Origin of the sequence: Leifsonia xyli (genome assembly GCA_001647635.1) — a bacterium.
GTDB classification, from domain to species: domain Bacteria; phylum Actinomycetota; class Actinomycetes; order Actinomycetales; family Microbacteriaceae; genus Leifsonia; species Leifsonia xyli_A.
The window spans coordinates 1,707,397-1,734,247 of sequence record CP014761.1 but is presented as its reverse complement, the minus strand read 5'-3'; the positions used below and the strand labels follow the sequence as shown (position 1 = coordinate 1,734,247).

Annotated in this window: 22 protein-coding genes and 2 pseudogenes; 14 read left to right on the top strand and 10 right to left on the bottom strand. The window is 71.3% G+C overall.

Features of this window, described 5'->3' with window-relative positions:
* Positions 1 to 17: 17 nt before the first annotated feature.
* Genes A0130_08520 through A0130_08500 form a run of 5 tightly spaced genes read left to right on the top strand, consistent with a single transcriptional unit; the run spans position 18 to position 4,840 of the window.
* A complete protein-coding gene (locus A0130_08520) occupies positions 18 to 725 on the top strand; it encodes an ABC transporter ATP-binding protein (protein ANF31706.1) in 708 nt (235 codons plus the stop codon).
* Positions 722 to 2,005: a hypothetical protein gene (locus tag A0130_08515; protein ANF31705.1), complete on the top strand. Its 1,284-nt coding sequence runs from the start codon at positions 722 to 724 to the stop codon at positions 2,003 to 2,005. Before A0130_08520 ends, A0130_08515 begins: the two co-directional genes overlap by 4 nt.
* Positions 2,006 to 2,008: 3 nt before the next feature.
* On the top strand, positions 2,009 to 2,590 hold the full coding sequence (locus A0130_08510; protein ID ANF31704.1) for a hypothetical protein: 582 nt from the start codon (positions 2,009 to 2,011) through the stop codon (positions 2,588 to 2,590).
* A 59-nt stretch (positions 2,591 to 2,649) separates the two neighbouring features.
* The gene (locus A0130_08505; GenBank protein ANF31703.1) at positions 2,650 to 4,392 is read left to right on the top strand and encodes an MFS transporter; all 1,743 of its coding nucleotides are present in this window, start codon (positions 2,650 to 2,652) and stop codon (positions 4,390 to 4,392) included.
* A complete protein-coding gene (locus A0130_08500; GenBank protein ID ANF31702.1) occupies positions 4,376 to 4,840 on the top strand; it encodes a MarR family transcriptional regulator in 465 nt (154 codons plus the stop codon). Before A0130_08505 ends, A0130_08500 begins: the two co-directional genes overlap by 17 nt.
* Before the next feature lie 95 nt (positions 4,841 to 4,935).
* On the opposite strand, the gene A0130_08495 is transcribed toward A0130_08500, so the two are convergent.
* Positions 4,936 to 5,805, bottom strand: a complete 870-nt coding sequence (locus A0130_08495; protein ID ANF31701.1) for a hypothetical protein — start codon at positions 5,803 to 5,805, stop codon at positions 4,936 to 4,938.
* Positions 5,805 to 6,416 (bottom strand): pyrimidine reductase, encoded by a 612-nt coding sequence (locus A0130_08490; protein ANF31700.1) that lies wholly within the window; start codon positions 6,414 to 6,416, stop codon positions 5,805 to 5,807. Before A0130_08490 ends, A0130_08495 begins: the two co-directional genes overlap by 1 nt.
* A gap of 53 nt (positions 6,417 to 6,469) precedes the next feature.
* Between A0130_08490 and A0130_08485 the strand changes: the two genes are divergently transcribed.
* The 3 genes from A0130_08485 to A0130_08475 all read left to right on the top strand — a co-directional run bounded on the left by A0130_08485 (position 6,470) and on the right by A0130_08475 (position 11,462).
* Positions 6,470 to 8,470 carry an ATP-dependent DNA helicase RecQ gene (locus A0130_08485; protein ID ANF33356.1) on the top strand — a complete coding sequence of 667 codons (2,001 nt, stop codon included), beginning with the start codon at positions 6,470 to 6,472 and terminating at the stop codon, positions 8,468 to 8,470.
* A gap of 168 nt (positions 8,471 to 8,638) precedes the next feature.
* Complete coding sequence (locus A0130_08480; protein ANF31699.1) at positions 8,639 to 9,112, top strand: hypothetical protein; 474 nt, start codon at positions 8,639 to 8,641, stop codon at positions 9,110 to 9,112.
* 253 nt (positions 9,113 to 9,365) lie between these two features.
* Complete coding sequence (locus A0130_08475; protein ANF31698.1) at positions 9,366 to 11,462, top strand: acyl-CoA dehydrogenase; 2,097 nt, start codon at positions 9,366 to 9,368, stop codon at positions 11,460 to 11,462.
* A 102-nt stretch (positions 11,463 to 11,564) separates the two neighbouring features.
* Here A0130_08475 and A0130_08470 read toward each other — a convergent pair whose 3' ends face one another.
* The gene (locus A0130_08470; GenBank protein ANF33355.1) at positions 11,565 to 12,533 is read right to left on the bottom strand and encodes a malate dehydrogenase; all 969 of its coding nucleotides are present in this window, start codon (positions 12,531 to 12,533) and stop codon (positions 11,565 to 11,567) included.
* Positions 12,534 to 12,644: 111 nt separating this feature from the next.
* On the opposite strand from A0130_08470, the gene A0130_08465 reads away from it, so the two are divergent.
* The 3 genes from A0130_08465 to A0130_08455 are packed head-to-tail and all read left to right on the top strand — an operon-like array spanning position 12,645 to position 15,259.
* Positions 12,645 to 13,532 (top strand): neutral zinc metallopeptidase, encoded by an 888-nt coding sequence (locus A0130_08465; protein ANF33354.1) that lies wholly within the window; start codon positions 12,645 to 12,647, stop codon positions 13,530 to 13,532.
* Between the two features lie 48 nt (positions 13,533 to 13,580).
* The gene (locus A0130_08460) at positions 13,581 to 14,252 is read left to right on the top strand and encodes a hypothetical protein (GenBank protein ANF31697.1); all 672 of its coding nucleotides are present in this window, start codon (positions 13,581 to 13,583) and stop codon (positions 14,250 to 14,252) included.
* 26 nt (positions 14,253 to 14,278) lie between these two features.
* Entirely contained in the window at positions 14,279 to 15,259 is a 981-nt protein-coding gene (locus tag A0130_08455) for a prolyl aminopeptidase (protein ID ANF31696.1), read from the top strand.
* Here A0130_08455 and A0130_08450 read toward each other — a convergent pair.
* Together A0130_08450 and A0130_08445 are read right to left on the bottom strand one after the other, a co-directional pair.
* Positions 15,248 to 15,685, bottom strand: coding sequence for a cytidyltransferase (locus A0130_08450; protein ANF31695.1), 438 nt, complete (start codon positions 15,683 to 15,685; stop codon positions 15,248 to 15,250). The two genes, A0130_08455 and A0130_08450, sit on opposite strands and share 12 nt — an antisense overlap.
* Positions 15,686 to 15,728: 43 nt before the next feature.
* A complete protein-coding gene (locus A0130_08445; protein ID ANF31694.1) occupies positions 15,729 to 16,307 on the bottom strand; it encodes a hypothetical protein in 579 nt (192 codons plus the stop codon).
* 202 nt (positions 16,308 to 16,509) lie between these two features.
* Between A0130_08445 and A0130_08440 the strand changes: the two are divergent.
* Positions 16,510 to 19,184 (top strand): annotated as a pseudogene (locus tag A0130_08440) (hypothetical protein).
* Here the strand turns inward: A0130_08440 and A0130_08435 are convergent.
* From A0130_08435 to A0130_08415, 5 genes and pseudogenes are all read right to left on the bottom strand, one after another.
* Positions 19,137 to 20,522: a polysaccharide biosynthesis protein gene (locus A0130_08435; protein ID ANF31693.1), complete on the bottom strand. Its 1,386-nt coding sequence runs from the start codon at positions 20,520 to 20,522 to the stop codon at positions 19,137 to 19,139. The pseudogene A0130_08440 and the gene A0130_08435 overlap by 48 nt on opposite strands.
* Positions 20,519 to 21,610 (bottom strand): hypothetical protein, encoded by a 1,092-nt coding sequence (locus A0130_08430; GenBank protein ID ANF31692.1) that lies wholly within the window; start codon positions 21,608 to 21,610, stop codon positions 20,519 to 20,521. Before A0130_08430 ends, A0130_08435 begins: the two co-directional genes overlap by 4 nt.
* Positions 21,607 to 22,560 (bottom strand): hypothetical protein, encoded by a 954-nt coding sequence (locus tag A0130_08425; GenBank protein ANF33353.1) that lies wholly within the window; start codon positions 22,558 to 22,560, stop codon positions 21,607 to 21,609. The genes A0130_08430 and A0130_08425 overlap by 4 nt, the downstream gene beginning before the upstream one ends.
* Positions 22,561 to 22,679: 119 nt before the next feature.
* Positions 22,680 to 23,699 (bottom strand): annotated as a pseudogene (locus A0130_08420) (glycosyl transferase).
* On the bottom strand, positions 23,686 to 24,999 hold the full coding sequence (locus A0130_08415) for a hypothetical protein (GenBank protein ANF31691.1): 1,314 nt from the start codon (positions 24,997 to 24,999) through the stop codon (positions 23,686 to 23,688). Before A0130_08415 ends, A0130_08420 begins: the two are co-directional and overlap by 14 nt.
* A gap of 141 nt (positions 25,000 to 25,140) precedes the next feature.
* Between A0130_08415 and A0130_08410 the strand changes: the two genes are divergently transcribed.
* Positions 25,141 to 26,097: a hypothetical protein gene (locus A0130_08410; GenBank protein ANF31690.1), complete on the top strand. Its 957-nt coding sequence runs from the start codon at positions 25,141 to 25,143 to the stop codon at positions 26,095 to 26,097.
* Positions 26,098 to 26,145: 48 nt separating this feature from the next.
* On the top strand, positions 26,146 to 26,799 hold the full coding sequence (locus A0130_08405; GenBank protein ANF31689.1) for a hypothetical protein: 654 nt from the start codon (positions 26,146 to 26,148) through the stop codon (positions 26,797 to 26,799).
* Positions 26,800 to 26,851 lie beyond the last annotated feature (52 nt).

Here is a 26,851-nt window from a genome sequence, read left to right as displayed (position 1 = left end):
CTTGTTACCGTTTTGGCATGAATGAATCATCCGAGCCTCCGCTGCTCTCCGCGCGCGGGCTCTCGAAGGTATACGGCAAAGGGCAGAGCCGGTTCCAGGCGTTGTCCGACGTCTCCATGACCGTCCGTCAGGGCGAAGCGGTGGCAATTGTGGGCAAGAGCGGGTCGGGCAAGTCGACGCTCATGCATCTGCTGGCGCTGCTCGACACGCCGGACGACGGAAGCGTGCTCGTGGACGGTGCGGACGCCGCCTCATTGTCCGGGCGAGCGGTCAACGAGTTGCGCAACCGTCGCTTCGGCTTCGTATTCCAGCAGTTCTTCCTGACCGCAGGGACCTCCGTGCTGGACAACGTGACCCTGCCGCTGAAGATCGCAGGCGTCCCTGCGGGCGAGCGCCGGCGCCGCGGGCTCGAGGCTCTGAGCCGGTTCGGACTGGAGGACAAGGCCAAGAACCGGGCCAACGATCTGTCCGGCGGACAGAAGCAGCGGGTGGTGCTCACCCGCGCGCTCGTCACGGAGCCTGATGTCATCTTCGCCGACGAGCCGACCGGCAACCTGGACAGCGCGACCGGCACGCTCGTCGAGGACGAGCTCTTCGCGCTCAACCGGGAGAAAGGCATCACGCTGGTCATCGTCACGCACGACGAGGACCTCGCCGCCCGCTGCGATCGCCGGATCATCATCCACGACGGTCGTGTCGTCGACATCGCGGAGGCGGCAGCATGAGAACGCTCGACCTGCTCAAAACCGCCATGGCGAACACTTTCCGTAGCAAGCTGCGGACCACGCTCACGGTGCTGGCGCTGTTCGTCGGCGCGTTCACCCTCACCCTCACCACCGCGCTCGGCGCGGGCGTCTCCGACTACGTCACCAAGCAGGTCGCCTCCCTCGGCGCTGGTGACGTCTTCCTCGTGTCCAAGGCCGGCACCTCCACGGGCTCGGGCCCGCAGAAGTACGACCCGCAGACCTCGACGGCCTCCAGCGGGACCGGCAATCCGCTCACCGGGTCGGCGGGCGCTCTGACGGCCGCGGACATCGAGAGCCTCAAGGCGATCGACGGCCTGAGCGACGTCGCCCCGGTGTCCGCGGTCTCACTCGACTGGGTGAGCGGGCCGGGCTCCGCGAAGTACCAGTTCTCGATCGCACCGACCTCCTCGATCGCGCGCTCCGATCTCCTCGCGGGCGTCCAGCTGGTCGCCTCGTCGACCGAACGTCAGATCGTGCTGCCCGAGGAGTACGTCGCTCCACTCGGCTTCTCCAGCGCCGCGGACGCCGTCGGGCAGACGGTCACCGTGGGCTTCACCGACGTCCTCGGAGCAGCGCATGAACTGACCGCCACGATCGTCGGCGTCTCCAACCCCAGCCTCCTGAACTCCGGGGCCGGCGGCAACAACGCGCTCGTCGACCAGATCGCCGAGCAGCAGAAGGCGGGGTCGAGCGCGCCCGACCGATACCAGGTCGCCGTCGCCCATTTCCCGACCGACGCGAGCGACGCCCACATCACCGACCTGAAGGCCGAGATCGCTGACAAGGGGATGAACGCCCAGACCATCAAGGATCAACTCGGCGTCATCCAGACCGTCATCTCCGGGATCACCGGAGTGCTGAACGCCTTCGCGATCATCGCCCTCCTCGCCGCCGCCTTCGGCATCGTCAACACACTGCTGATGAGCGTCCAGGAACGGACACGCGAGATCGGACTGATGAAGGCGATGGGCATGAGCAGTGGACGCGTCTTCGCCCTGTTCAGCCTCGAAGCCGGGTTCATCGGGCTGCTCGGCAGCCTCCTCGGAGTGCTGGTCGCCATCGGTGTCGGCCTCCCGCTCAGCACCGCGCTGGCGAGCGGACCGCTCTCCGGCCTCGCGGGGCTCCACCTGCTGCTGTTCCAACCGGTGGGCATCCTGAGCGTCGTCGTCCTGATCGTGCTGATCGCCTTCCTGGCCGGAACGCTTCCCGCCCGCCGCGCCGCCAGGAAGACCCCGATCGACGCTTTGCGATACGAATAGACCATGACACCCTCGATGACCTCGCACGGCAACGCCCGCGGCCGGGCGACCATGCGCGCCATCGAGACCGCGGCGGTGCGGCTCGCCCTTCAGCACGGGGCGGCCGCACTGACCGTGGACCAGATCTGCGCAGAGGCCGGCATCAAACAGCGCACCTTCTTCAACCACTTCCCCACCAAGGAGGACGCGCTCCTCGGCTCGGCGCTGCCGACGATCGACGAGCAGAGCACCCGCGAGTACCTCAGCGACCCGCGCATTCCGGTACTCAGCGGTGCGCTCGGCCTCATCTCCCTGCCTGCCGACGCCGCGGACGACCTCGGCGCATCCCGGCTCCGCCTCCTCGCCACGTCGGCGGCACTCGCCGAGCGGCAGGCCGCCCGGCTCATCCCGCTGGCGGAGGAGGTCCGCTCGATCATCCGGTTGAAGCTCGCCGCACTCGGGCCCGACGTGCCCGCGCAGCGCCTCGACGCCTCCGCTGCGCTGATCACCCGGATCGCCAGCTCACTCATCCTCCAGCCCCGTCTCCCCGGTGATCCGGACTCGCCGCTGGAAGAGTTGCGCTGGGTGTGGGAACTGTTGATCTGACGACCCGCCATCGGTTATATAGTTGACGCATATAAACAACCGCGTCTGCAAGGAAACCCGTGGCCCGCACCGGCATCTTCACCAAAGACCACCCCCACTACCGCTGGGTGGCGCTCTCGAACACCACCCTCGGCATGCTCATGGCGACGATCAACTCCTCGATCGTCATCATCTCGCTGCCCGCGATCTTCACCGGCGTCAAGCTGAACCCGCTCGAGCCCGGCAACGTGTCCTACCTGCTCTGGATGCTGATGGGCTACATGCTCGTCACCGCCGTGCTCGTCGTCATGTTCGGTCGGATGGGCGACCAGTTCGGTCGCGTCCGCATCTACAACCTCGGCTTCGTCATCTTCACGCTGGCCGCCATCGCGCTCTGCCTCGACCCGTTCACCGCGGGTCCCGGCGCCCTGTGGCTGATCGTCTGGCGGTTCGTGCAGGGCGTCGGCGGCGCCATGCTGTTCGCGAACTCGACCGCCATCCTCACCGACGCCTTCCCGGCCAACAAGCGCGGGTTCGCGCTCGGCCTCAACCAGGTCGCCGCGATCGCCGGAAGCTTCATCGGCCTCATCCTCGGCGGCGTCCTGGCCGAGATCGACTGGCGCGCGGTGTTCTTCGTGTCCGTGCCGTTCGGCGTGATCGGCACCATCTGGTCCATCAAGTCGCTGCACGAGGTGGGGCAGAAGAACCCCGGCCGCATCGACTGGCTCGGCAACGCCACGTTCGGCATCGGCCTGATCGCGCTGCTCACCGGCATCACGTACGGCATCCAGCCCTACGGCGGCTCCAGCCAGGGCTGGGGCAACCCGTGGGTGCTCGGGGCGATCATCGGCGGCATCGTGCTGCTCGGCCTCTTCGTGTTCGTCGAACTGAAGGTGCCCGCGCCGATGTTCGACATGCGCCTGTTCCGCATCCGCGCGTTCTCGTCCGGCATCTTCGCCGGGTTCCTGGCCGCCATCGGCCGCGGCGGGCTGCAGTTCATGCTGATCATCTGGCTGCAGGGGATCTGGCTGCCGCTGCACGGCTACAGCTACGAGTCCACGCCGCTCTGGGCCGGCATCTACATGCTGCCGATCACGATCGGCTTCCTGGTGGCCGGCCCGATCTCGGGGGCGCTCTCCGACCGGTTCGGGTCGCGCGCCTTCGCGACCGTCGGGCTGCTCCTCGTGGCGGCGACCTTCATCGGGCTGCTGCTCATTCCGGTGAACTTCGAGTACTGGCAGTTCGCCGTCCTCACCGGGCTCAACGGCATCGGCTCGGGCCTGTTCTCGTCGCCGAACCGCACCGCGATCATGAACAGCGTGCCGGCGAACGAACGCGGCGCAGCGTCCGGGATGGCCGGAGTCGCGCTCAATGCCGGGAGCTCGCTCTCGATCGGCATCTTCTTCTCCCTGATGATCGCGGGCCTCTCCGTGGCGCTCCCGTCGGCCCTGACCAACGGGCTCACGTCGCACGGCGTCCCCGCGAACATCGCGGCGCAGGTCGGCAACACCCCGCCGGTCGGGTCGCTGTTCGCCGCGTTCCTGGGCTACAACCCCATCCAGAGCCTGCTCGGGCCCACCGGCATCCTGACCGCGCCGCACGTCGACGGGGCCACGCTGACTGGCAAGGAGTTCTTCCCGCAACTGATCTCCGGGCCCTTCCACGACGGGCTCGTCGTCGTCTTCCTGGCTGCGGCCATCATGAGCGTCATCGGGGCTGTCGCGTCGTTCCTCGGCGGAGGCAAGTATGTTCATGAGGAGGCCGTCGCACCCGAGCGGCCGGCCATCGAGGAAGGCGAGGAAGTCGGTGCCCACCGCGCATGAAGCTGACGAGCGGCCGGCGGCCGGCCGTGACGACGATGTCCCCGGCCGCCTGGCCCTGGCCGTCGGGCGCTTGAACCGCCGCATCCGCTCCTCCACCGGAGGCTTGAGCCACGGCCAGCTCTCCGCCCTGTCGACCATCGTCCGCAGCGGGCCGCTGCGCCCGAGCGAGCTCGCCTCCATCGAGTTGGCCGCCGCTCCCACCATCACGCGGATCGTGGCTGAGCTGGAGGCGCGCGGCCTCGTCGAGCGCACGCCCGACCCGCAGGACCGCCGGTCGCTGTTCGTCTCCGGCACGGAGGCCGGCACAGCGCTCCTGGTCGAGGCGCGGTCCGACCGCGCGCGGGCCGTCGCGGCGGTCCTCGCCGAGCTGACGACCGACCAGCGGACCGCCATCACCGCCGCCCTCCCCGCCCTGGAGAAGGCCGCCCAGGTCGCACCGCCCACCTGACCCCCGCCGTCCCTGCGTCTGGTTGACGCAACACGCCGCAATGCCCGCATACGCGACAGCGTGTTGCGTCAACCAGACGCCTGGGACAGCCGACGTCAGTCCAGGGCGAGGAGGGCGGCGGCGGTGACGGCCAGCACGAGACCGACCCACTGCACCGGCGCCACCCGCTCGCGCAGCACGATGGCGGCGAGCAGGATCGTGCCGGCGGGGTAGAGCGCGACCAGCACCGACATGGTGGTCAGGTCGCCGAGGCGCAGGCCGATCAGTATGAGCAGATTCGCGGACGCGTCGAGCGCCCCCGCGCCGGCGGCGATACCGACGCCGCGCGGCTGCAGGCGGGGGAGAGCGTCCGCGGGTCCGGGCGCCCGACGCCGGCGGAGCACGAGCAGCGCGACGACCGCCCACATGATCGCGCCGTTCACCGCGCGGTTGGCGATCAGCGGCACCACGCCCGAGTCGTCCGGGGTCTGGTCGAGCAGGATGAGGAAGACCCCGATGAGCGCGCCGGCCGCCACCGCCATCCCGAGCGCGCGGGCGCTCGGCCGCACCGCGCCCTTCTCCGGCACGAAGCCGACCAGCACGACCGCGACGAGCGCGAGCCCGAGGGCCAGCGAGCCGACCAACCCGAACCGGTCGCCGCCTATGAGCCCCCAGGCCATCGGGACGAGCGCCGACACGAGCGCGGTCAGCGGCGACAGGATGCTCATCGGCCCGATCGCGAGGCACGCGTAGAGCAGCCCCACCGCGGCCGACCCGACGAGCCCCGAGAGCGCGCCCCAGCCGAGTGCGGCGGGCGACCAGACGCCTCCCGCGATGGGCAGCGAGAGCATGAGCAGCGCGAGGCCGCTGACGGCGCCGACAGCGGTGGTCCGGACCGGGCCGATGCGCCGCGCGGCCACCCCGCCGAGGAAGTCGGCGGACCCGTAGACCAGTGCGCTCAGCAGCCCGAGGACTGCGGCCGGCATCAGCTCCCGGCCAGACGGTAGGTGTGCAGCACCGCGCCGGAGTCGAATCGGGTGAGGTCGGCGAGCTCGAACGTCCACTTCTCGTGGTCGTCCGGGAAGATCCGGATGCCGCCGCCGACCATCACGGGGTAGGTGAGCAGCCGCAGCTCGTCGACCAGCCCCCACACCAGCAGCGAGCGGACCAGGGATGCGCTGCCCGCGACCAGGATCGGGCCGCCGTCGCCGTCCTTCAGCGCCTGGACGGATGCGCGGATCGGCGCCTCGAGCGCGGTCGCGTTCCAGGTCAGCTCGGCGGGGTGCGAGGTCGCGACCGCCTTCGGCATGGCGTTCATCTTGTCGGCGAACTCGCCCTCGCGCGGCGGCCAGGCGTCGGCGAACTGCTGGTAGGTGCGGCGCCCGAGCAGGAGCGACTCCGCCTCCAGAACCTCGCGCAGCTTGAAGGCGTACAGGGCGTCGGTGCCGAACGGGATGGTCCAGCCGGAGTGCGGATGGGTGGGCTCGCCGCCGGGCGCCTCGACGACGCCGTCGAGGGTCATGAACTCCGTCACGATGAGCCGGCGCATGTGGGCGATGGTACCGGAGGCGAGGCCGCGGGTGCGCGGGTTATCCACAGATGCTGCCGCTCCCCGGGAACGCGTCGGCGGCCGCCGTTACGATCGAAGGCATGAGCTTCACCTCCGGCTGGGTCCCCGACGACAGGGATGCGCCTCCTCTCGACGAAGAGGCGCCCCCTGAGCTCGACGACCCGTACTCCGGGGCGGTCTGGGATGCCGTCGAGCCGGGTGCGCCGACCGGACGCGGAGCGGTCGCGGTCCGGCAGGCGCCGGTGCGCGCGACGCCCGCGCGGTTCTCGACCGCCCAGGATGCGCTGCGCACGGTGTTCGGGTACGACGGGTTCCGCGGGCAGCAGCAGGCGATCATCGAGCGGGTGGCCGATGGCGGTGACGCGGTCGTCCTCATGCCCACCGGCGGCGGCAAGAGCCTCTGCTACCAGATCCCCTCGCTGCTGCGCGAGGGCACCGGTGTCGTGGTGTCCCCGCTCATCGCCCTCATGCAGGACCAGGTCGATGCGCTCACCGCGGTCGGCGTGCGCGCGGCGTTCCTCAACTCGACGCAGGATGCGGCGGGGCGGTCCGCGGTCGAGCGCGCGTACCTCGGCGGCGAGCTCGACATCCTGTATGTGGCGCCGGAGCGGCTGTCGTCCGAGGCGACCAAGCGCTTCCTCGAGCGCGGGCGCATCGCGCTCTTCGCCATCGATGAGGCCCACTGCGTGTCGCAGTGGGGGCATGATTTCCGCCCGGACTACCTGGCCCTGTCCGAGCTGGCCGACCGCTGGCCCGATGTGCCGCGCATCGCCCTCACGGCGACGGCGACCGAGGCGACGCATCGCGAGCTGACCTCCCGGCTGAGGCTCGAGGGCGCGGAGCACTACGTCTCCGACTTCGACCGGCCGAACATCCAGTACCGCATCGTCCCCAAGGCCGAGCCGCGCAAGCAGCTGCTCGACTTCATCACGCGCGAGCACCCCGGCGACGCCGGCATCGTCTACGCCCTGTCGCGGGCGTCGGTCGAGAGGACGGCCGAGTTCCTGTCCTCCCGCGGCCTGACCGCGCTCCCGTACCACGCCGGTCTCGAGGCATCGCAGCGCGCGCGGACGCAGGCCCGGTTCCTGCGCGAGGAGGGCGTGATCGTCGTCGCGACCATCGCCTTCGGCATGGGCATCGACAAGCCCGACGTGCGCTTCGTCGCCCACATCGACCTCCCGAAGTCGGTCGAGGGCTACTACCAGGAGACCGGCCGCGCGGGCCGCGACGGCCTCCCGTCCACCGCCTGGCTGGCCTACGGGCTGCAAGACGTGGTGCAGCAGCGGCGCATGATCGACGACTCCCCGGGCGACCTCGCGCACCGCCGGCGCATGACGCAGCATCTGGATGCGATGCTCGCGCTGTGCGAGACGGTGCAGTGCCGCCGGGTGAACCTGCTCGCGTACTTCGGCCAGGAGTCCGGGCCGTGCGGCAACTGCGACACCTGCCTGACGCCTCCGGACAGCTGGGACGGCACTGTGCCCGCGCAGAAGCTGCTCTCGACCGTCGTCCGCCTGAAGCGCGAGCGCAACCAGCGGTTCGGCGCGAGCCACCTGATCGACATCCTGCGCGGCAGGCGCACCTCGCGCGTCGAGCAGTACGGGCACGACCAGCTCGCCACCTGGGGCATCGGCGACGACCTCAGCGAGAGCCAATGGCGCGGCGTCGCGCGTCAGCTCATCGCCCAGGAGCTGCTGAAGCCCGAGGGCGAGTACGGCGTGCTGACGATCACGCCGGCGAGCGCCGAGGTGCTGTCCGGCGGGCGTCAGGTGGTTCTGCGCACCGAGCCCGACCGTCCCGAGCGGACCTCCCGGTCGTCGCGCAGCGCCGGCTCCGCCTCAACCGAGCTCGCGCCGCACGACGAACCGCTGTTCGAGGCGCTTCGGAACTGGCGCGCGGGGCAGGCGCGCGAGCAGGGCGTGCCGGCGTACATCGTGTTTGGCGACGCCACGCTGCGCGCGGTCGCGGCCGCGCGGCCGGCGTCGCTGGCCGACCTCGACGGCATCTCCGGCATCGGCGCCAAGAAGCGCGAGGCCTACGGCGAGGCGCTGCTCTCGGTCGTGGCGTCCGCCTCCGCCTGAGCCCTGCCACAGCATCCTCCCCGGGGTAACCCCTTGCGGCGTCTCCGTGAAGGCGTATCGTCCGTCGTTCCACCGTACGACCAGGGAATTACTTCCCACGGGGCGGTGTTATCTCATTGAGCGATTACTTTGCGAGCTCGAATGGAGGACTCAAGCTACATGGCACGAATGATCGAAGAGCTCGAGGACGAGACCGGGGCCGTCATCAAGTACAAGCGTCACGCGAACGGCCGGGGACTCGTCTCCCCGACGGCGCGGGTGGCCGAGTCGGCGTACATCGAGCCGACCGCCTACGTCGAGGCCGATGCCCGTGTCGGGATGGACGCGTACGTCGGCGCCGGCAGCTGGATCGACAAGGGCGCCACGGTCGGCGACCGCACCTTCGTGGGCGCGAACGTCCACATCGGCGCGGGCTGCATCGTCGGCTCCGGCGTCAAGATCGGCAGCGGCGCCAAGCTCGGCGAGAACGCGATGATCGGCAACGGCGCGCGCGTCGAGCGCGACGCCCAGGTCGCATCGGGCACCGTCATCGAGCTCAAGGGAGCCGCGGCCGCACGCGCCGCGCTCACCACGCCGCTCCGCGCGCCGCGTCCGCAGCAGCGCGACCTGCGCGCCCCGCGCGCCTCGCGCCGCGCCGCCTGACGCGCGCTGCTCCCGCCGCCCCCGAGCAAGGAAGAACGTCGTCCCAGACCATCTGGGGCGACGTTTTTGCTGTGCTCGGGGGCTGAGCGCGTTGTGCGTGGTGTCACGGAGCGGAGGCCCGCGTTTGGACGGTTCCCACAAACGGCAGGGTGGACGTCCCGACCCGCTTTTGTAGGCGGGGCACCGACGGTTTCCGCTCGCGCGACGGGCGTCGTAGCGTGACGATATCCCGCGATTTCCGTTAGGAGAGGTCATGGTCGACACTGCCGAACGCGTCCCGAGCGCGACCCCCGCCGCATCCCCGGCGCCCGCCGTCCCCGAGCCCCCGCGCACGACCGGCGCCGCCCCGCGCGTCGACGTCGAGGCGCTGGGCCGCCAGCTGCTGGGCGACTGGGCGGAGGCCCGCCTCGCCTCGCGTGCGCTCTCGTCGCGCCCGGAGATGCAGAAGCAGGAGGGGCTGTTGGTCGCCGACCACCGCAAGCGCGTGTTCGAGCAGCTGAAGCTCCTCGTCGAGAACGGACAGGTGCACCGAGCCTTCCCGAAGTCGGTGGGCGGCCAGGAGGACAACGGCGGCAACATCGCCGCCTTCGAAGAGCTCGTGGCGGCCGACCCCTCGGTGCAGATCAAGTCCGGCGTCCAGTGGGGCCTGTTCGGCTCGGCCGTCATGCACCTGGGCACCGAGCACCACCACCAGAAGTACCTGCCCGCGATCATGGCGCTCGACGTGCCCGGCGCCTTCGCGATGACCGAGACCGGCCACGGCTCGGACGTCGCCAGCGTCGGCACCACCGCCACCTACGACCCGGAGACGCAGGAGTTCGTCATCGACACGCCGTTCCGGGGCGCGTGGAAGGACTACCTCGGCAACGCGGCGGTCGACGCCACGGCGGCGGTCGTCTTCGCGCAGCTCATCACGAAGAACGTCAACCACGGCGTGCACGCCTTCTACGTCCCGATCCGGGACGCGAACGGCGACTTCCTGCCCGGCATCGGCGGCGAGGACGACGGCCAGAAGGGCGGCCTCAACGGCATCGACAACGGCCGACTGCACTTCACCGGCGTGCGCATCCCGCGCACCGACCTGCTGAACCGCTACGGGGATGTCGCCGAGGACGGCACCTACACCTCGCCGATCGCGAGCCCCGGACGCCGGTTCTTCACGATGCTCGGCACGCTCGTCCAGGGCCGCGTCTCGCTCGACGGCTCGGCGGTGATCGCCTCCAAGATCGGGCTGAAGATCGCCATCACCTACGCCGCCCAGCGCCGTCAGTTCACGGCGGGAAGCGACAGCGACGAGGAGGTCATCCTCGACTACCAGCGCCACCAGCGCCGCCTGCTTCCGCGTCTTGCCACGACGTACGCCGCGAGCTTCGCGCACGAGGTGTTCCTGCACAAGTTCGACGACGTGTTCAGCGGCAAGGCCGACTCCGACACCGACCGGCAGGACCTCGAGACCATCGCGGCGGCCCTCAAGCCGCTGAGCACCTGGCACGCGCTCGACACGCTGCAGGAGGCCCGCGAGGCCTGCGGCGGCGCCGGCTTCCTCACCGAGAACCGGATCACGTCGCTCCGCCAGGATCTGGACATCTGGGTCACCTTCGAGGGTGACAACAACGTCCTGCTGCAGCTCGTCGCGAAGCGTCTGCTCACGGACTACAGCCGCAAGTTCGCCAAGGCGGACGCGGGCGCCCTCGCCCGTTACGTCGTCACCCAGGCGGCCGGCAAGGCGTACCACGGGTCGGGGCTGCGGAGCGTCGCGCAGACGGTCCGCGACTTCGGCTCGACCGCCCGATCGGTCAACTGGCTGCAGGAGCCGACGACCCAGCGCGAGCTGCTGACGGCCCGCGTCGAGACGATGATCGCGCAGATCGCCGGCAAGCTCCGTCCCGCCTCCAAGCTTGGCAAGAAGGCCGCGGCCGACCTGTTCAACTCGCAGCAGAACGAGCTGATCGAGGCCGCTCGCGCCCACGGCGAGCTGCTGCAGTGGGAGGCGTTCACGGACGCGCTCGAGCAGGCTCCCGACGCGGGCACCAAGCAGGTGCTGACCTGGCTGCGCGACCTGTTCGGTTTCGGGCTGATCGAGAAGCACCTCGCCTGGTACCTGATGAACGGCCGCCTGTCGCCGCAGCGCGCGCAGGCTGTCAGCGCCTACATCGACCGGCTGCTCACGCGCATCCGCCCGCACGCCGTGGACCTCGTGGACGCGTTCGGCTACGGCCCCGAGCTCGTCCGCGCGAAGATCGCGTCCGGCGCCGAGGCGGAGCGCCAGTCCGAGGCCCGCGCCTACTACGCCGAGCGCCGCGCCGCGGGCACCCTGCCCACCCCCGAGAAGTCCCAGAAGAAGCGCTGACCCCGCGCTGTATTCGTCACGAATGGCGCCCATACGTCACTAATGGGCGCCATTCGTGACGAATCGTGGAGGTGGCGGGAAGTCGCGGAGGGGGACCGCACGCTAGAGGAGGCCGAGGGCGCGCACGGCGTCGCGCTCGGCGACGAGCTCGGCGACGGACGCGCTGATGCGCTCGCGCGAGAAGGCGTCGATGTCGAGACCGGGCACGATCCGCCATGCGCCGGCCTCCGACCGCACCGGGAACGACGACACCAGACCCTCCGGCACTCCGTAGGACCCATCCGACACGACGCCCGCGCTCGTCCACCGCGAGCCGGTGCCGTTCACCCAGTCGTGGACGTGGTCGATCGCGGCGCTCGCCGCGGACGCGGCGGACGACGACCCGCGCACCTCGATGATCTCGGCGCCGCGCTTCGCGACCCGGGGGATGTACTCGTCGACGAGCCAGCCCTCGTCGACCAGCTCTGTGGCGGGGCGCCCGTCCACCGTCGCGTGGGTGAGGTCGGGGTACTGGCTCGCCGAGTGGTTGCCCCAGACGATGACGCCGTCGACCGATCGCACGGGCACGTGGAGGTGCCGCGCGAGTTGCGCGACCGCCCGGTTGTGGTCGAGCCGGGTCATCGCCGTGAAGCGGTCCGCCGGCACGTCGGGCGCGTGCGCGCTCGCGATGAGCGCGTTCGTGTTGGCGGGGTTCCCTACGACGAGCACCCGCACGTCGGACGCCGCCCCCGCGTTGATCGCCTCGCCCTGCGGCCCGAAGATGGCGCCGTTGGCCGCGAGGAGGTCGCTGCGCTCCATCCCGGGTCCGCGCGGCCGCGCCCCGACGAGCAGGGCGATGTTCACGCCGTCGAACGCGGCGCGCGGGTCGTCGGTGACGTCGACCGAGTGCAGCAGCGGGAAGGCGCCGTCCTCCAGCTCCAGCGCCGTGCCCTCCGCCGACCGCAGGCCCGCGGGGATCTCGAGCAGCCGCAGCCGGACCGGCGTCTCACGGCCGAGCAGCTGCCCGGACGCGACGCGGAACAGCAGCGCGTACCCGATCTGACCGCCTGCTCCGGTCACGGTGACGGTCACGGGCGTGGTGGATGCGCTCACGAGGCCGAGCCTAGACCGGCCCTCTGCCGTATGCGCAAGCCCCGCGCAACCCCCATGTCCGCGCAGACGGCCGGGCGTATCGTGCGCGTCATGACGTTCGATCCGAATGCCGACATCAGCGGCGGCAAGGTGCGCCGCCGCGGCCGCACGACCGGGATCGCCGCCGGGGGCGTCGGCCTCGGCGCCATCGCCGTGTTCCTCATCGCCCAGCTCTTCGGCGTGGACGTCTCGGGGCTCGTCGGCGGCGGCTCCGGAGGCGGCACCGAGCAGATCGGCACGGGGGACCAGGCCGTCAGCTGCACCACCGGAGCCGAAGCGAACGCCAGCATCGACTGCCGCATGCAGGGGGCCGCCGCGTCGCTCGACACCTACTGGGCGGACGCGCTGCCGCAGCTCGGCGGCAGCTATTCGAGCCCGCAGTTCGTCCTGTTCACCGACCAGACGGACACGGGATGCGGCGGAGCGACGAGCGCCGTCGGCCCGTTCTACTGCCCGCCCGACCGGACCCTCTACGTCGACACCGGCTTCTACGATGAGCTGCGCTCGAAGTTCGGCTCGACCGGCGGACCGCTGGCCGAGATGTACGTCGTCGCCCACGAGTGGGGGCACCACATCCAGAACATCGCCGGGATCATGGAGCAGCACACCAGCCGCGAGACCGGCCCCGCCTCCGACAGCGTCCGCACCGAGCTGCAGGCGGACTGCTTCGCGGGAAGCTGGGCCGGCGCCGCCTCGACGACGAAGGACGAGAAGGGTCGCACCTTCCTCGAACCCATCACCGACGAGCAGATCGCGGACGCGCTGAGCGCGGCGGCGGCGGTCGGCGACGACCGCATCCAGCAGGCGGCGACCGGCCGCGTCGACCCGGAGGGATGGACGCACGGCTCGGCCGAGCAGCGCCAGCGCTGGTTCACGACCGGGTTCCGCCAGGGCGCGGCGGCGTGCGACACGTTCTCGGCTCCGGCGTCCCGGCTCTGATTCGGCGGCAGCGCGTCACGAAACGGCTGCGCTCACGTCGTTAAGGGCGTGACCGTTCCCGCACCCGAGACGCTCAGCGTCCCCGAGGGCCTCGCCCTTCTCCTGCTCCGCGACTCCAGCGGCCGCCGTGCGGTCGAGCTGCGCACCTTCAGCGCCGTCTTGGGTGCGGGCGCGCTGGCCGAGTTGGCGGTCCGCGGCGAGGCGGAGCTCGACCACGAGGGTCGGGTGCGGGCGACCGCGCTCGGAGCCGCCGACGAGGATCCGGTGGCAGCCGTGCGCGAGCGCATCGCGGCGACCGCCGCTCCGCAGACCGACGAGTGGTGGGTCGACCGCCTCGGGCGCGGATCCCTGGCCGACGCCGTGCTCTCGCGGCTGGTCGAGCGCGGGGTGCTGCACGAGCGGAGGCCGTGGGCGTTCCTCGGCCTCGCCGGCGCGCCCGTCCACCCGGCGTCGAGCACGACGGAGGAGCGCGCGCTACGCGAGGCCGTGCGTTGGTCGCTGGTCATCGACCACCGGCCCACCCCGCGGGTCGCGGCGACGATCGCCCTGCTCGACGTGGTGGGCTGTGTCCGCGAGGCCGCCGGCTTCCACCCCGATCCGGGCCTCGACCTGCGCGCCGGCCAGTGGCCCGCCGCCGCGCTGCAGGCGTGGCTGCTGTCCCTCGACCCGGCCGGCGGCCGCTCGCTCCGATCGTCGATCGAGCGCGGCGCACGGGTGTGACCCCCACCTGCCGCTAGCCTCGTCCCATGCGGACCCTGTACCCGGAGATCGAGCCCTATGACAGCGGGATGCTGGACGTCGGCGACGGCCAGCGGCTGTACTGGGAGGTGAGCGGAAACCCGGAGGGCAAGCCGGTCGTCTTCCTGCACGGCGGCCCCGGCGGGGCGACCACCCCCGCGCACCGCCGCCTGTTCGACCCGGAGCGCTACCGGATCGTGCTGTTCGACCAGCGGATGTGCGGACGCAGCCTCCCGCACGCGAGCGAGCCCGAGGCCGACCTCGCCGTGAACACGACATGGCACCTCGTCGAGGACATCGAGCGCCTGCGTGAGCACCTCGAGGTGGAGCGCTGGCAGGTGTTCGGCGGATCGTGGGGGAGCACCCTCGCTCTCGCGTATGCGGAGACGCATCCCGAGCGGGTGACCGAACTGGTGCTGCGCGGCATCTTCACCCTGCGGGCGCAGGAGCTCGACTGGTTCTACGAGGGCGGCGCGGCGGCGCTGTTCCCGGATTTGTGGGAGGGGTTCCTCGAGCCGGTGCCGCCCGCGGAGCGCGGCCACCTCATCCGCGCGTATCACCGCCTGCTCGCCGACCCCGACCCGGCGGTGCACCAGCCGGCGGCGATCGCCTGGTCGCGGTGGGAGTCGTCCACCATCACGCTGCTGCCGCGTCCCGAGCTGGTGGAGTCGTTCACTCAGGACGCGTACGCGGTCGCCTTCGCGCGCATCGAGAACCACTTCTTCGTGCACGGCGGCTGGTTCGAGGAGGGCCAGCTGATCCGGGATGCGCCGAAGCTCGCCGACATCCCGACCGTGATCGTGCAGGGCCGCTACGACGTCTGCACGCCGCCGATGACCGCGTGGGACCTCCACCGCGCGCTGCCGGAGGCGGAGCTGCGGATGATCCCGGACGCGGGACACGCGTTCGACGAGCCGGGCATCCTGGACGCGCTGATCGAGGCCACGGACCGGTTCGCCGCGTCGTCGGAGGAGTCGTCAGCCGGCTAGCGCCGCGAGCGCCTTCCGCAGCTGCGTCGACGACGTGGTCATCGTGTACGGGAAGTACACGACCTCGACCCCGACCTCGGCGAACTCCCGCTCCAGTCGCATCCCCTTCTCGGTGCCGCGCCAGTCGTCGCCTTTGAAGAAGACGTCGAACTTGAGCTCACGCCACATGTCGAGCTTGTCGGGGACCGTCTCGGGCACCGCCTCGTCGACGTAGGCGATGTGCCGCACGATCTCGAGCCGCTCGGCCAACGGGATGACCGGTGCGATCCCCTTGGTCACCTGGAGCATCTCGTCGGACACCACGCCGGCGATGAGGTAGTCGCACTGACTCTTGGCGTGCTTGAGGATGTTCAGGTGTCCGATGTGGAACAGATCGAACGCCCCTGCGGCGTAGCCGACGCGTCGGGTCACGGGCTTCCCCCTCATGGTTGAGATATCCTCACCATTCTGGCGGATTAGTGAGGATTTGTCACCCAGCTTGAGGGGATGTCTGCGCGAGCACACGCGCGACCCGGCTTACGAGGGGGTCGATCTGGGCGAGCGAGGCCGTGAAGGCCGCTTCTCCGCGACCGTACGGATCGAGGATGTCGCCCTCGTCGTATCCCCGCCGGGTGGCGGAGCCGAACGAGCGCACACGCAGCGGAGGCCGATGGGCCGCTGCCCACGCGACCAGTTCGGCGGCGGAGAGACCGGCGGGAGCGTCGGCCGACGCGTCGGCGAACTCGGTCAGCGTGAAGGCGCGGCGCACCACCGTCGGCTCGTGCTCGGCGACCCACCCCCGGTGCTGCTGCGTCGCCGTCAGGATGAGGTCGGATCCGCGCAGCAGGGCGCGGTCGGCCTGCCGCGCGGAGAAGCCCTCGACGTCGATGCCGCGCTCCCCGAGCATCCGGTCCATCGGCGGGTGCACCGGCCAGTCGACCTCCGCGTGCGTACCCGCCGAGCTCACCGAGAAGCGCCCGTCGCCCCGCAGTTCGTGCGCCAGCAGGAGGTGCATGGCGGGCGAGCGGCAGATGTTGCCCGTGCAGACGGTGAGGATGCGGAAGGGCATGCTCCCATTGTGTCGGATGAAGGGGACACCCGAATTGGGGGGTTATAGTTCCCTGGTGGCTCCCCCGGCCCGGCGATAAAATCGCGCGTTCGTGTTCTATGGACGAATGGTGTCTGCTAGGTTGACGGGAAGCTCCGCGCAGAAGGCCTGGTCTCACCTTCGTGTTTTCTGTTCGTGAACTACAAGCATTGGAAGACAGTCCATGGTCCGCAAGGCCAGACACCGCCTCGCCAACACCCCCAAAACCCCGACACTCCCACAAAATCCACGAAGCTCCGCGCCGTCCTCGCCGGCGTGGGCATCGCAGCGGTCGCCGCAACGGCGGCCGTGACTGTCCCCCTCGGGGCGACCGCCGCCACGTCCTACGAGCTCGGGAAGACGATCGTCTCCGACGACTTCAACCGCTCGATCGCGACCGGCTGGGGCGACGCCCCCGTCGGCGGCGCCTACACCGTGAGCAAGAGCGCGGGCCAGTCCGTGTCGCCGTCCGGCGGCGGCACGCTCACCGCCCCGTCGCCCGGCCACTCCACCGAAGCCGTGCTCGGCTCGGTGTCGGAGCGCGACATCCACGCCTCCGACGAGCTGACCGTCCCGGCGCTGCCGCTCTCGGGCAACGGCGTCTACACCGGCCTGCGCCTGCGCATCGCCGGCGGTCATGCCTATGTCGCGCAGCTGCGCGTCACCCCGCGCGGCACGGCGAACCTCTCGTTCCTCCGCGTCGGTGACGCCGGCGGCGCTCAGGCCACGCTGGCCGCCGAGCGCGTCGTCGTGCCATCGGTCCGCGCGGGCCAGCGGATCACCATCGAGGCGCAGACCACGGGCGCGGCCCCGGTCGACTTCTCCGCCCGTGCCTACACGACCGGCGCGACCGTGCCGGCCTGGCAGGTCACCGGCGCCGACGCCTCCCAGCAGCGCCTCTCCGGCGCGGGCGCCTTCGGCATCTGGACGTACGCGTCCAGCGCGTCGTCGCCCGTCGCCCTCCGGCACTCGGGCATCCGCGCGCAGAAGCTGGTGCCGGCGACCACGGGCGGCTCGACCCCCGCGCCGACCACCACGCCGAAGCCGACGGGCACGCCGACGCCGACGCCTCCCGCGACGACTCCGACGCCCACGCCGACCCCGTCGCAGCCGGCTCCGCCGGTGACGCCGCCGGCTCCCGAGCAGCCGAACCCCGGCACCCCGGTCACCACCGGCATCGACCTGACCGGCGTCCGCTCGACGACCGGCTCGGCCGAGCCCGGCCAGACCTCGTACCCGGTCCCCGCCGGCGCGCTCTTCGTGTCGCCGCAGGGCTCCGACTCCGCCACCGGCAGCCAGGGCAGCCCGTTCCGCACGGTCGCCGCCGCCGTCGCGAAGGCGACCTCCGGTCAGACCATCGTGCTGCGCGCCGGCACCTACAACGAGAGCGTCACGCTCCCGCCGGGCAAGCAGCTCACGCTCCAGTCGTACCCGAAGGAGGCCGTCTGGTTCGACGGCAGCGTCCCGGTGACGAACTGGACGAAGTCCGGATCCGTCTGGGTCGCCACCGGCTGGAACCACGTGTTCGACCACAGCCCGACGTACTCGCGCGGTGCTGCGGACGGCACGGCCTCCGGCTGGCAGTGGATCAACCCCTCCTTCCCGATGGCCGCCCACCCGGACCAGCTGTTCGTGAAGGGCACCTCCCAGCGTCAGGTCACCGACGCTTCCAAGGTCGTCGCGGGCACGTTCGCGTACAACGAGGCGGCGAAGACCCTGATCACGGGGACCGACCCGACGGGTGGCGACACCCGGGCGAGCACCCTCCAGAAAGCGTTCACGATCGCCAACTCCGGTGATGTGCTCCGCGGCTTCGGCATCCGCCGCTACGCGGACTCCGTGCCGGACATGGGCGTGCTCACCGCCACCAAGGGCGGGACGACGCTCGAGAACATCGCCGTCACCGACAGCGCCACTCAGGGCATCTCGCTCGGCGGCGCGAATAACGTGCTCCGCAACGTCACCGTGGCCCGCAACGGCCTCACCGGCGTGCACGCCGACTACGCCGACAACCTGACCGTGCAGAACCTGCTCGCGGCCGGGAATACGGCCGAGCGGTTCAACACGTCCCCGGTGTCCGGCGGCATGAAGATCACCCGCTCCCGCGGCGTGACCGTGACCGGCAGCGCGTTCGTGGGCAACTACGGGCAGGGCTTCTGGACCGACATGGCCGTCTACGACATGACGTTCGCCAACAACGACTACCTCCGCAACCTCGCGAACGGTCTCGACATCGAGATCTCGCAGAAGGCGCTGGTGTCGAACATCAAGGCGATCGACAACAGCCAGGCGGGCGTGAAGGTCGACAGCTCGGCGGACGTGCAGATCTGGAACTCGACGCTCGCGGACAACAAGCGCAACGTCGACATCACCCAGTCCACCCGCCGTGGGACCAACGCGGCCGACTACGGTCACGACCCCCGTCGTCCGTTCCCGGACCCCGAAATGACGTGGATCAGCTCCAACGTGCAGGTGCGGAACTCGGTGCTCTCCGGCTCGACGGGCAACTGCCTGCTGTGCATGGAGGACTACTCGCACCAGTTCTCGGCCGCCGCGCTGAAGACCGTGGTGTCGAACACCCTGTTCCAGCGTCCGTCGACGTCTCAGCCCGGCTGGGTCGTGATCTGGTCGCGCGGAGCGGGCGACCCGGCGATCTACTCGACGCTGCCGTCGTTCCAGGCCGCGACCGGCCAGGGCGGGGCGAGCACCGAGCTCATCGGCCCCAGCCTGGTGACCGCAGCGGGTTCGCTGACCAGCGCAGCGCTCGGCCAGACCGGCGCGCTCGCGACGGCGCCGCCCGCCGTGGTGACGTCACTCGCCGGCAAGCCGGCCGGCGTCCCGCACCTCGGCGCCTGGTGACCCGGGTGGGACCTCGGCGGCTCGCCGCGCGAGGTCCCGCCTGACCCACCAGAAGTTCGGGATCACCTGGCAGAGCAGGACCGAGATCGCCGTTCCGACGATCGGACCGCCCGCTCCCAGGACCCCGATGAGGTACCACGACAGACCGAGGTTGAGGGGCACGCTGACAAGGATCGGCCAGACCTGGAAGGCGAGCCCCCGCTCGTCGGTCATGTACATGCCGATCGGGTACTTGGCCGCCTGGAGGGTGATGAAGACCACGTAGCCTCCGATGAGCCAGCCGTCGAGCACGATCCGCCCGTTCGACACGAACGCGGCGAGGAACGGCGCGACGAGGGCCAGGAGGAGCGCGGCAGCGAGCCCAAGCACGGTGAACCAGAGGGTCGGCCGGAGCGGTGATGTCACCGTCCGGTCGGCCCTCGCTCGTGCGAAGATCGGCCACAGCGCGATCCCGGAGGCGGCGATCGTCGCCAGCAGGATGTTGAAGAGCTGCGACGCCAGGTTGTACTGGGCCAGCTCGTCACCGGTCGTCAGATGGCTGAGCAGCAGCCGATCCGTCTGCATCGCGATCGGCAGCGCGATCATCTGCACCAGCATCGGCCACGCGATGCTGCGCGTTCGTACGCCCGGGTAGCGACGCGGGTGCAGCGCCTCCCGTACCGCCCCGCCCAGCTGCCGGGGCAGCGCCCGCGCGGCGAGGATCAGGCACAGCGTCGAGCACGCGGCGCTCGCGATGAACGAGTAGACCGCGATGGCGGACTCCGCCGGCAGGGCGAGCAGAGCCGAGCCGCCCACTAGCACGAGGATGATCGGGGCGACGACCGCCTGGGTCGCCACCTGCAGGGCGTTGCGCCCGAGGCCGATCAGCAGTCGTGGCCCGATCGCCAGCGGCAGGGCGGCGCCGAAGATCACGCCGCAGACGAGCGCGGCAGTGCTTCCGCTGCCCGGGATGAGTCCGGCGCCGAGCAGGGTCGGCCACAGCCCGAAGAGGCTGATCAGCACGCAGAGGGCGACGATGACCGCCCCCGACACGCTGAGCACGCGGATGGTGGTCGCGATCGTGCGGCGCAGCTTCTCATCGCGTGCGGGGTCGTCGGATCCGGCGGCCGCGTTGATGAGCACCGCGCCCATCCCGAGGTCCGCGAACGGCAGGAGTGCGGGCAGCGCGGTCAGCAGGCCGTACTGCGCGTAGGCCGCGACGCCGAAGTTCTCGATGATGACCCGGCTGGTGACGATACCGAGGACTCCGGAGATCCCCATCACGACGACCTTCATGGCGGCCGTCGAGCCGACGGCCGTCACCATGCGGTTGCGCGGACGGGTGGCGACGTGCGTCATCGCGCGGCCTCCGTCCGGTGGAACAGCCAGTGGTCGGCGGCGAGGCGCCCGTCCTCGGCGGGCAGAGCGGACAGGATGCGGGTCGCATCCGACTCGGCGCTCCCGGTCAGGGTCGTCGCGACCGCGGCGGCCCACGCGTCCGCGGGGGAGTCGGGCGCGAGCACCGGGTGCCCGTTCTCCCGGAGCCACGCGGCCAGCCCGGTCTCGGAGCTGGTGACGATGCGGCAGCCGTGCGCCAGCGCTTCCACGATCGGCAGCCCCACCTGCTCGCGCCACAGGTCGCGCGGCTGCGACGGCAGCACCAGGGTGCGGGCGGCTCGGAGCTCGGCGTGGATGGTGGAGCGCGGCGGATCGACGACGAGCCGGATGCTCGGGTCGGCGGCGGCGGCGCGTCGCACGGCGTCCTCGAGCGGGCCCTTGCCGATCACCACGAGCGTGGCTTCCGGGTTCGCGGCTCGGATGCCGGGCCACGCCGCGAGCAGGAGCGGCAGGCCCTTGCGCTCGGTCAGCGCGCCGACGAAGACCACGCGGGCACCGTCCTTCTCCGCGGGCGGGCAGTCGCAGGCGGCCGGAAGCGCCGGGATGAGCGTGGCGTCCGCAGCGCTGCCGAACCGGCGCGCGTAGACCTCCTGCGCTCCGGGCGTGCCGAAGGCGACACGGTCGATCCGCCGCCAGACGAAGCGGGCGAGCGCGAGCTCGGCGCGGCGGCGCACCCGCGACCGCAGGCGCGGGGCGCGCACGTCGAACACGTCGAGGTTGCCGATCGCGTAGGTGACGACGGTGGGGCGCGGACGGCCGAGCAGGCGGCCGAGCCGGGAGGCCGCGAGCACGACGGCGGTGCGCGGCAGCGCGGCGAGGTCGAGCGGCTCGTTCACCTCCAGGTCGGTCCAGCGTCCGCGGAGCGCCAGCGCGGCCGACCTCGCGAGGCCGGCCTGCACCAGGTCCAGCCCGCGCGCCTGGTCCTCGTCGAAGTCGTAGCGGCGGCGCCGGTACACGATCGACGCGGGCTCGAGCGCCTGCGCCCGTTCCAGGTGGGCGGTCCGCAGCTGGTCGTAGAGCCGGACACGGGGATGCGCGAGCGCGGTCATGCGACCCGCTCCCGGTGGGCGTACTCCTGGTAGACGCGTCCTATCGCGCCGGACATCATCCCGAAGCCGCGGTAGACGCCGCGCTGGCCGCGCGCGCGGTGCCGCAGGTCGCCGGTGACGGAGCCGACCGCCCAGCGGCCGAGTCCGAGCACCACCCGGCCGGCGCCGCCCGCGGCGCGGCGCACCCGGACGCCCGCGCGGCGTGGTCCCGCGGGCACCATGAGCGCGTCCACGATCGCCGCGGTGTTCCCGTGGCTGAACGACCGGTGCAGCAGCCAGCGCCGCTGCAGCCGCTCCCGCGGCCACTCGTCGTCGAGCACCGCGTCCTGGCACCACACGATGCGGCCGCCGCGCGCCACCAGCTGCCGGGTGAAGAGGTTGTCCTCTCCGCCGGACAGCCCCAGCGTCTCGTCGAAGCGCAGCCCGAGCCCGGCCACCGCGGCGCGGTCGAGCAGGAGGTTGTTGGTGGCGGCGATCGCGAGCTCGTCGCCGGTCCGATGCTTCGGGCGCCGCAGGAAGTCGCCCGCGACCACCCAGGGGTCGGCGTCCTCCGGGTACTCGGAGATCACGCGGCCCATCACCGCCGTCGGGCGCGTCTCGAGCCACGTCGCGGCGAGGTTCACGAGCCACCCGCTGCGGGCGCGCTCGTCGTCGTCGATGAAGACGATCGCGTCGCGGTCCGCGGTCTCGTCGAGGGCGCGGTTGCGGGCGGCGGCGATGCCGCGGCGCTTCTCGGTGATGTAGCGGACGCGGTCCGACGTGGTCTCCGCAGCCACCGGCCGCGCGCTCTCCTCCGGGTCGTTGTCGATGACGAGCAGGTCCGAGGCGATGCCGGACACCGCATCCAGTTCGCCGAGCTGGTCGATGAGCTCGGGCAGCACGAGGGCGAGCAGCTGCGGCCGCTTGTACGTGAGGACGACCACGGTGAGCGTCCCCGTGGCCGAGCGCAGGGTCGTCGTGCCCGCGAGATCCTCCTGTCGCTTCACGGGGTGACCTCCCGCGGCTCGGTCCGGGCGGATGCGGTGGATGTGGTGGCAGGCTCGCCGTCGCGCGCACGGCGCTTGTGGGTGAGCGCGATCGCCCGCCGGTAGGCGCGCACGTGGGCGCCGCCGGTGCGCTCCCACCCCCGGGCGGAGAGGTCGGGCGAAACGGCGCGGGCCGTCGAGCGCACACCTTCCAGTGCGTCGCGCAGGGAGGAGGCGGACAGCTCGCCGTCGAAGAACAGCACCCATCCGGGGCCGACCTCCCGCGAGAGGGCCTCGTTGACAGCGTTGCGCGGCACGAGCACCGGCCGGTCGAGCGAGAGCGCGGCGAGCACCCCGCCGGAGTTGTGCATGAAGCGGTAGGGGAGCACGACGAGCTCGGCGGCGGTGACCGCTGCCACCAGCTCGGCGTCGTCGAGGTGGCGGAGCGTCGCCTCGACGCCGGATCCGGCGGACGCCGCCTGGCGCACCACCGACTCGAGCTCGGGACTCGTGGGCCGGCCGCCGATGGTCAGGCTGAGCGACGGGTCGGCGCGGTGCGCCTCCTGGAACGCGGCGATCAGGCTCTCGACGCCCTTGTAGCGGCGGATGAGCCCGGTGAACGCCGCGCGCCCCGGCACGCGCTCCGAGCGGGGCTGCCCGGCGAACCAGTCCCGGTAGTGACCGTGCGGGATGAGTTCCACCGCGGCTCCGGCGGGCACCGGCGTCTCGGGATTGAGGACGATGCGGACGGCGGTCCGCCGGTCGATGAGCGCGAGCAGCGCCCGCTCGCGCCGATTCAGCCCGTCCGGGAGGCCGACGTTGTGCACGGTCCGGACGATCGGGATCCGGAACAGGGCGAGCTTCGCGAGGAACACCAGCACGAGCAGTTGCCGCACGAGCATCCGCAGCGGCGTGCGTCCGCCGACCAGGATCTCGGGCCAGTGCGAGTGATACACGTCGTAGCGTCCGAGGATCGCGGTGCGCCAGGAGAAGGGCAGCACCGTCACCCCCGGCTGGTCGCGCAGCGACTGCGCGAGCATGACGAGGTACGGGTTGGTGGTGGGGCGCGGGACGGGGAAACCCTGCAGGACGGTCAGGGCCCCGTCCGGATCATGCGGCGACATCGCTGCGGATGTAGCGGATCTTGCCGCCGTCGTGGGGGATCGAGGTGACGAGCTCCAGCCGGACCGGGACGCTGCCGCGGACGATGTCGCGGATGCGGTCCACCGAGTGCTCGATGGCGACCACGGCGTTCTCGTCCGGGGCGGGGACGCAGCGCACGACGATGGAGTAGTCGGAGAGCTGGTGCACCTGGAACTGGCGCACCTGGTCGATCGCGTTGCTGAACAGCTGGGTCAGGCCCTCGCCGGCGACGACGCGGCCGTCGGGCAGGTGCAGCGCCTCGGAGACGCGGCCCGCGACGTTCGCGATGCGCGGCAGGGTGACGCCGCACGCGCACGTGCCCGGGATCGTCGTCGTGCGGTCGCCGAGCCGGTAGCGGATCAGCGGGAACACGCGGTTCGTCAGATCGGTGGCAACCGTCTCGCCGAGCTGACCGGGGATCACCTGGCGGTCCTGCTCGTCGAGCACCTCGATCACGCGCACGTCGGCGAAGACGTGCATGCCGTTCTGCTCGCGGCACTCGCCGGCCATCCACGGGATCTCCGCGCAGCGGTAGTGGTCGTACACCGGGGCGCCGAAGGTCCGCTCGATGAGCGCGCGCTGCGCCGGGGTGATCGGGGCGGCGGTCACGGCGACGGCCTTGGGCGAGTGGAAGGCGATGCCCGACCGCTCGAGGAACGAGGCGAGCTCCACGATGCCGCCGACGTAGCCGACCAGCACCTCGGGCTCGACCGAGCTCCACCGGGACAGGAACTCGCTCACCGAGTTCTCGTCCATCCTGTAGGCGTCGAGCTGGATGCGGCGCGACGGCCACCACTGCAGGTCGTGCTTGCGCGTGGCGCTCTTGTTCTTCACCTGCCGGGAGACGAGCGCCACGTTGTCGGAGGGGTGGACGCCCCACCAGCTGAACAGCCGCCACTCGATGGTGCGCGTGGGGGTGCGCAGGTCGCGCAGGAGCTTGAGCGGTTCTCCGGTGCTCCCGCCGGAGGTGGAGACGATGGAGTTCTGCGCGGTGGCCTCCGACGATCGGATGTCGTCGAAGTGGGCACGCACGTCGGCCTTGTGGACGATGGGCAGCGACGTGAACGCGGCCGGGTCGCGCAGGTCGTCCGCGGTGATCCCGGCGTCGGTGTAGAGGTCGCGGTAGAAGCGGGTGTTCTCGTAGGCGAAACGCGCATGGTCGATAGCGCGGCGGGTCTGCACGGCGGCGAGCTGCTCAGGCTCCAACCGCTGATCGTGCAGCAGGCGCTCGTACATCGCGCTGTTGTCGCGGAGGAACAGGTCCCGCTTCATGTCGAACATGAATCGGCGAAAAGTCACGACGTCCTCCCTGGTCGGGTTCGGGTAGATTCGACGCGCCGGCGCTGTACCGGTGATGGGTTCAGGATAGGGTGAAATCGCCCGAAAGCGAAGTTTTCTCACCTTTATTGGGGGTATTCCGGCGTGACCCGTCCCGCCCCGACCACCGCGATCGTCGTCGTGAACTACGGCGCCTCGCCCCTGATCTCGCGCAACCTGGTCGAGCTCGAAGCCGAGCGGCCGGATGTGCTGATCGTCCTCGTCGACAGCTACTCCGGGCCGGCCGAGCGCGAGCGCGCGCGTCGGCTGGCGGAGGGGCGGCACTGGGAGCTCGTCGCGCCCGAGACGAACGTGGGCTTCGGCGGCGGATGCGACCTGGGCGTCGCGCGCGCGTTCGCGTCGGGCGCCGAGCGCGTGCTGCTGCTCAATCCGGATGCGCGCCTCACCCCGGGCGCGCTCGACCGGCTCGAAGCGGCCGTGGCGGAGGATCCGCTCGCGCTCGTCGCTCCGCGCATCGACCGGCCGGACGGGTCGGTGTGGTCCATCGGCTCCGACCTCTACCTGGCGGACGGTCGCATCCGCTCGCCCCGCGCCCGCGACCGCCTCCCCGGCGCGGAGCGCGCGTTCTGGCTGAGCGGCGCCTGCCTGATGCTGACGCGCGAGCTCTGGGAGCGCGTAGGCGGCTTCCGCAGCGAGTACTTCCTCTACTGGGAGGACGTCGACCTGTCCTGGCGCGTCGTGGCCGAAGGCGGACGCCTGGTTGTGCGCGAGGACGCCGTCGCCGTCCACGCCGAGGGCGGCACGCAGTCCGACGGCCGTCAGTCGGCGGGGGAGCCGAAATCGGACGTGTACTACGCGTACAACATCCGGAACCGCTTCCTGTTCGCCCGCCTCAATCTCGACGAGGCGACGGTCCGTCGGTGGAGCGCCCTCGGCCTGTCGCTGCGGATCGCATGGGAGGTGCTGCTCCAGGGCGGCCGGCGGCAGCTCGTGCGGCATCCCGGACTGCTCCTCCTCGCGCTGCGCGCGGTGCGGGAGGGGCGCCGGATCGCCGCAACCCCCACCAACAGGGGCCAGAAAGGTGAGAATTCCTCGCGGTAGACTTCTCGCGCACGGAACTCCCGACATCGTGCGACTGGGAGCACTGCCATGACCACTCCGGACGACAACGACGACGTCACACCACGTCGTCACCGCATCGCACCGTGGATCGCCGGGGGCAGCGCGGTGCTGCTCTGCGCCGCCGGCGTCACCTGGGGGGTGATGTCCGCGCAGTCCTCGACACCGACGTCGACGCACACGCTCGTCGCGGTCGGAACCCCCGTGCCGAGCGCACCCGCCATCGCCGGGCCGACGTCGACGCCGACCGGCTCCTTGAAGGCGCCGGATGCGACGCCTACGCCCGACCCGCGCTTCGGCGCTCCCGTGGCGCAGACCGTCACCACCGGTGACACGACGCCCTTCGGCGGCGACGTGACCGTCACGGTCTCGCCGTTCACCGAGGTCACCGTGTCCGCCGCCGGACCGGGCGAGGTCAGCGGGCCCGGCATGAAGGCCACCGTCGTCGTCCACAACGGCGGCTCCAAGCCCGTCGACCTCAGCTCGCTCAGCATCAACGGCTACTTCGGCGACGACTACACCCCCGCGTCCCCTGTCACGTCCGAGACGAAGGGACTGAACGGGACGCTGGCCGCGGGCGAGCAGGCGTCGGGGGAGTACGTGTTCTCGGTGCCCGCCGACAGCCAGAAGGCCTTCCGCGTCACCGTCGGAAGCGGCGCCTCGCCGATCGTCCTCGTCAAGTAGCCCACCCTCGACCACAGCGCCGGCCGTCCCTCGCGGGGCGGCCGGCGCTGTC

What these genes read in the sequence shown, in the direction of transcription:
- A0130_08485 (ANF33356.1), top strand. Translation starts at nt 6,470, where the DNA reads ATGAGCTTCACCTCCGGCTGGGTCCCCGACGACAGGGATGCGCCTCCT.
- A0130_08435 (ANF31693.1), bottom strand. Translation starts at nt 20,522, where the DNA reads ATGACGCACGTCGCCACCCGTCCGCGCAACCGCATGGTGACGGCCGTC.
- A0130_08445 (ANF31694.1), bottom strand. Translation starts at nt 16,307, where the DNA reads ATGCCCTTCCGCATCCTCACCGTCTGCACGGGCAACATCTGCCGCTCG.
- A0130_08455 (ANF31696.1), top strand. Translation starts at nt 14,279, where the DNA reads ATGCGGACCCTGTACCCGGAGATCGAGCCCTATGACAGCGGGATGCTG.
- A0130_08515 (ANF31705.1), top strand. Translation starts at nt 722, where the DNA reads ATGAGAACGCTCGACCTGCTCAAAACCGCCATGGCGAACACTTTCCGT.
- A0130_08405 (ANF31689.1), top strand. Translation starts at nt 26,146, where the DNA reads ATGACCACTCCGGACGACAACGACGACGTCACACCACGTCGTCACCGC.
- A0130_08450 (ANF31695.1), bottom strand. Translation starts at nt 15,685, where the DNA reads ATGAGGGGGAAGCCCGTGACCCGACGCGTCGGCTACGCCGCAGGGGCG.
- A0130_08465 (ANF33354.1), top strand. Translation starts at nt 12,645, where the DNA reads ATGACGTTCGATCCGAATGCCGACATCAGCGGCGGCAAGGTGCGCCGC.
- A0130_08520 (ANF31706.1), top strand. Translation starts at nt 18, where the DNA reads ATGAATGAATCATCCGAGCCTCCGCTGCTCTCCGCGCGCGGGCTCTCG.
- A0130_08475 (ANF31698.1), top strand. Translation starts at nt 9,366, where the DNA reads ATGGTCGACACTGCCGAACGCGTCCCGAGCGCGACCCCCGCCGCATCC.
- A0130_08430 (ANF31692.1), bottom strand. Translation starts at nt 21,610, where the DNA reads ATGACCGCGCTCGCGCATCCCCGTGTCCGGCTCTACGACCAGCTGCGG.
- A0130_08495 (ANF31701.1), bottom strand. Translation starts at nt 5,805, where the DNA reads ATGCCGGCCGCAGTCCTCGGGCTGCTGAGCGCACTGGTCTACGGGTCC.
- A0130_08415 (ANF31691.1), bottom strand. Translation starts at nt 24,999, where the DNA reads ATGTTCGACATGAAGCGGGACCTGTTCCTCCGCGACAACAGCGCGATG.
- A0130_08510 (ANF31704.1), top strand. Translation starts at nt 2,009, where the DNA reads ATGACACCCTCGATGACCTCGCACGGCAACGCCCGCGGCCGGGCGACC.
- A0130_08480 (ANF31699.1), top strand. Translation starts at nt 8,639, where the DNA reads ATGATCGAAGAGCTCGAGGACGAGACCGGGGCCGTCATCAAGTACAAG.